This window comes from uncultured Lutibacter sp. (genome assembly GCF_937891065.1).
Taxonomy (GTDB): Bacteria; Bacteroidota; Bacteroidia; order Flavobacteriales; family Flavobacteriaceae; genus Lutibacter.
Map to the genome: position 1 here is coordinate 1 of NZ_CALAEQ010000178.1, position 3901 is coordinate 3901.

A 3901-nucleotide genomic window follows, 5' to 3' on the forward strand; every position below is an offset into this window, starting at 1 on the left:
TTTGCGATTGCCTCTAGTTTAATAAAGTTTATATTATGTTTATTAATGTTTATATTAGATACCAGTGCTTGTCCATTTTTGGGATACTCTAAATTTACTTCTCGTTTATCAGTTGTACCAAATTGAAACAACTTCACAGAGCTTCCTTTAAATGGATTATGAGATGGATAATAGTTAATATATTTCCAATGACTTAATTCTTTAATACAACGATGATATGTAGTTGTTGAACCTATTTTGGATTGGTTCATTACTTCTTCTCGATTTATAAAAAACTTATCCGGAAATCGGTTGTAATTCCAGATGTAAAATAATGCGAGGTATAGACTAATGTGTGTAGGATTTAGCCTATTGTCTTTTGAAAATTGACCAAATAGTGCGTTGAGGTGTGAGATGTAGTTCATAGTTATTTTATTCATTTTCATGTTTCATTTTGCCTTGCTACAAAATTCTTTGAGAATGCTCATGATAAACCAAGTCAAAAAATAAAAGATTGATTTGAATTTTATATTTAGGTAAATGGATGAGGAGATCCCCTGTCAATACTTCGACAAGCTCAGTATGACAATTAGGGGATGATGGCTCAACTATAGATTTAATATTTAAAAATTATTATTTACACGATTGTTTTCAAGGACTTTTTCAATTTCTTGCAAGTCGTAATAGATTACACCTCCAACTTTTGTATAAGGAATGGTTCCGTTGATTCGGAGATTTTGAAGGGTACCGTTTGAAATACCTAAAAATTCTTTCACTTCAGTGGATTTAATCCATTTTTTGGCGACTTTACCTGTTTGGTGATTCATTAAACTTTTAATGTTTTCTAATAGTTCATTTTTGAACTCATTTAAATCTTCTGGGGTAATAATTTTTGCTGACATTTTAAACAATTTTTTTATTAATATTAAAGAAAGGAGGGTTTTGTGTCTCTTTCATATCGCAAAGATTAAAAAGGAAAATTATTAAAAATCACAAGTTGTTTACTATTTTTTAAACATTCTTAATGCTATTCTTTGAATTAAATTGCGTTTTTTAGCAATTCTTATTTTCAACAAAAAGAACAAAATTTAATGCGTTAAAATTATTTGAATAAAAAACACAAGTTGGGTATTTAACAATCGGATTCATTCATCCTTTTTAATAGTTTTGTCTTTAAAGTATCCAAAAATTTTGTTTTATTCATTTTTCTTAAACGTATCTCAAGGTATATTCTATAATATCCGCCAATCTCAATGTTAAAAATGCTCTCGAAAATTGATGCAATTTCGTTGATGCCAACTTTCCCTCTATTTATAACACTTGCAGCGTGTAATGCGTATATTAATTCAACCAAATCTACTTTATTACCAGTCCAAAACAAATTAGAAGATTGCGTATTTGAATTTGACACCATTTCTGTATCAATATTTTTCTGAACCCTCACTATTTCACCATTTAGATATTTTATCAACATTGAGTTTGCTATAAAATTTGCATAGGTTGTATCATGTGTTGTTGTGAATTTTTCTTCGGAAATACTAAGTAAATTATCTGGATGAATTCTTAAGTTTTTATTTTTCACTAAAAAATAATGATGATCGAGATGGGTATCATTTCTTCGAAAATATATATAAATTTCTTGATTGTCATTAAAATATTCTTGCAATTTAACGATTGATTTTTCTAAGTATTCAATTTGTGAATCCTTAGTACCGGCGATATGTTTACTTTCAATATTGAATAGTTTAACTTGATATATAAGTTTTGCAACTATGGCTGGTTTTATTGATTTAAAGAAAATAATTTCATCTGCTAGTTTATCAAATTTTGAATTTTGAGTTATACTTTTTAGTTTTAGTAAACAAGTTTGAATGGTATTTATGCTTTTCTCGGTTATAATTAAAAGATCTTCATTTGATAGCTTTATTTCTTCTAATTCTACTTCTAATTTATTAATAATTTGAGCGTATTTATTCATAGCGATTCATAGGGTTTGTTTTTTTAAAAGTCGGCGAAGATTTCAAAAAATCATATTTTATTATTACGGTTAAACCGTAATGGCATACGTTTAATTCAGACTATTTTTGTTAGAATATTAAGAAGGAGAATTGCTAAAACACCTTAAGTATCATTTACACAATTACTTAAAACAAAACACCACCTCTTAGTAGAGGTGGTGAAAATTGCTATGAAAAAGATTGGAACGGTGTTCCAATTATTAATCTAATATATAAATTATTTGGAATATTTAAGCAAAAAAACAGGAATTATTTCTTTGTCTATTTCACACAAAGTTATTTTTTAAACACATTTTTAAGTTGATAAAAGAAACGCTCAATAAGACGCAAATCTTCCGTAATTATTTCGGCTTTACCACTCATTTCTTGTTGAAATTCTATTTTCTTATTATAAGAAGTTATTAATTCTTCATCAAGTGATACATCTACTAAATAATTCCCTAGCTTATCAGGGAAAAGTGAAATGTTTTCTACCGTTCCATTGAGCATACCAAATTCTGTATCAGGATACTGAGCCAATCTAATATTAACTTTTTGACCAATTTTAATTTTACCAGCATTTTGAATTGGTGCTTTTATCTTACCAATATAACCTAAACTTATGGAAGGTATTATTGTAAAAACTAAATCTCCAATATTTACTGTTTGATTTTCATTCCAAAAAGACAAATAAGAAACTTTTCCTGCTATTGAAGATTTTAAAGCGAAACGTAGTACCCAATCTTTTACTGATTTTTTTAATTGATAAAATGACTGAATTACTTTTTTTAATAACCTAGTGTCATCTTGAGTTTTTCGAATTTCCGAACTTTTAACCGTATTTTTTGAAGTACCTATAGCTTCATTTAGCTGAGAAATTGAAGCACTCATATTTTTAAGTGTTCGTTTTGCCTGTATATACTCCAATTGTTTTCTCTCGTAATCTTGAGCTGCTATTATTCCTTTATCAAATAATATTTTATTTCTATCTAAATCTTTCTTATTAAATTCTAATTCCTTTTCGTTTAATTCCTTTTGAGATTTTAGAATAACTAATCTATTTCTAATTTCTGCTAAGGATAAATTATTGGCTGAAAATTCACTGGAATAAGGTTGTAGTTTTTTATTTAAAACATATTCAGAATAGCTGGTTTCAAATAAAGCAAAATCCATTGCAATATCACCTAAAATTAAAAATGGAAGTTCATCTATAGGAAATCTAAAATTTAATTTATCAACATAAATGGTATCTAATATACTTTTAAGTAATAAAATATCTTTATAATTACCAGAATTTTCAATAACACCAATAATAGTGTTTTTAGTTATCTGACTATTATTATTTATCAATATTGACTCAATTCGACCAGTGGATTTCGCATAAATTTTTTCTGGTGGTATTTTAGTTGTAACTACTACTTCTGCAGTTATTACATCCGGGTATTTAACAAACCAAGAAATGAACAAAAGCATTAAAATGATTATAAATACTAAAGTCATTCCCCAACGAATCATCCAGTTAGGTACATAACTTAAAATTTCCTGAACTTCTTCACTACGAATTTGTATGTTGTCTTGTGCTTGTGGCATTTATTATATTCTTTTAGTTCCCTAATTCTAATTGATTTTTCACTAGGTGATAATAATTTCCTTTTTGATTTACTAATTCCGTATGATTCCCAACTTCTACAATTTTCCCTTTATCCAGCACTACTATTTGATGTGCACTTTTTACAGTACTTAGCCTATGAGCTATAACTACAGCTGTTTTATCTGAAAAAAACGTATTTAGCTTTTCCATAATCACCATTTCATTATTAGCGTCTAGCGCTGAAGTTGCTTCATCAAAAAATAAATATTTAGGATCTTTATATACAGCCCTTGCAATTAATAGCCGTTGTTTTTGCCCTGTACTTAAACCCGAA

At 27.8% G+C, this 3901-nt stretch carries 4 protein-coding genes and 1 pseudogene; all 5 read right to left on the reverse strand.

The genetic code is table 11. The features are described from left to right. Nucleotides 1-251, reverse strand: a pseudogene (locus Q0352_RS14780) (hypothetical protein); the annotation flags it as partial. 351 nt (nucleotides 252-602) lie between these two features. Beyond that, complete coding sequence (locus Q0352_RS09700; protein ID WP_299527104.1) at nucleotides 603-881, reverse strand: helix-turn-helix domain-containing protein; 279 nt, start codon at nucleotides 879-881, stop codon at nucleotides 603-605. A gap of 230 nt (nucleotides 882-1111) precedes the next feature. Further along, on the reverse strand, nucleotides 1112-1957 hold the full coding sequence (locus Q0352_RS09705; protein WP_299527105.1) for an RteC domain-containing protein: 846 nt from the start codon (nucleotides 1955-1957) through the stop codon (nucleotides 1112-1114). Between the two features lie 316 nt (nucleotides 1958-2273). After that, nucleotides 2274-3566 (reverse strand): HlyD family efflux transporter periplasmic adaptor subunit, encoded by a 1293-nt coding sequence (locus Q0352_RS09710; RefSeq protein ID WP_299527106.1) that lies wholly within the window; start codon nucleotides 3564-3566, stop codon nucleotides 2274-2276. Between the two features lie 13 nt (nucleotides 3567-3579). After that, on the reverse strand, nucleotides 3580-3901 hold a 322-nt coding region (locus Q0352_RS09715), incomplete at its 5' end, for an ATP-binding cassette domain-containing protein (protein ID WP_299527107.1).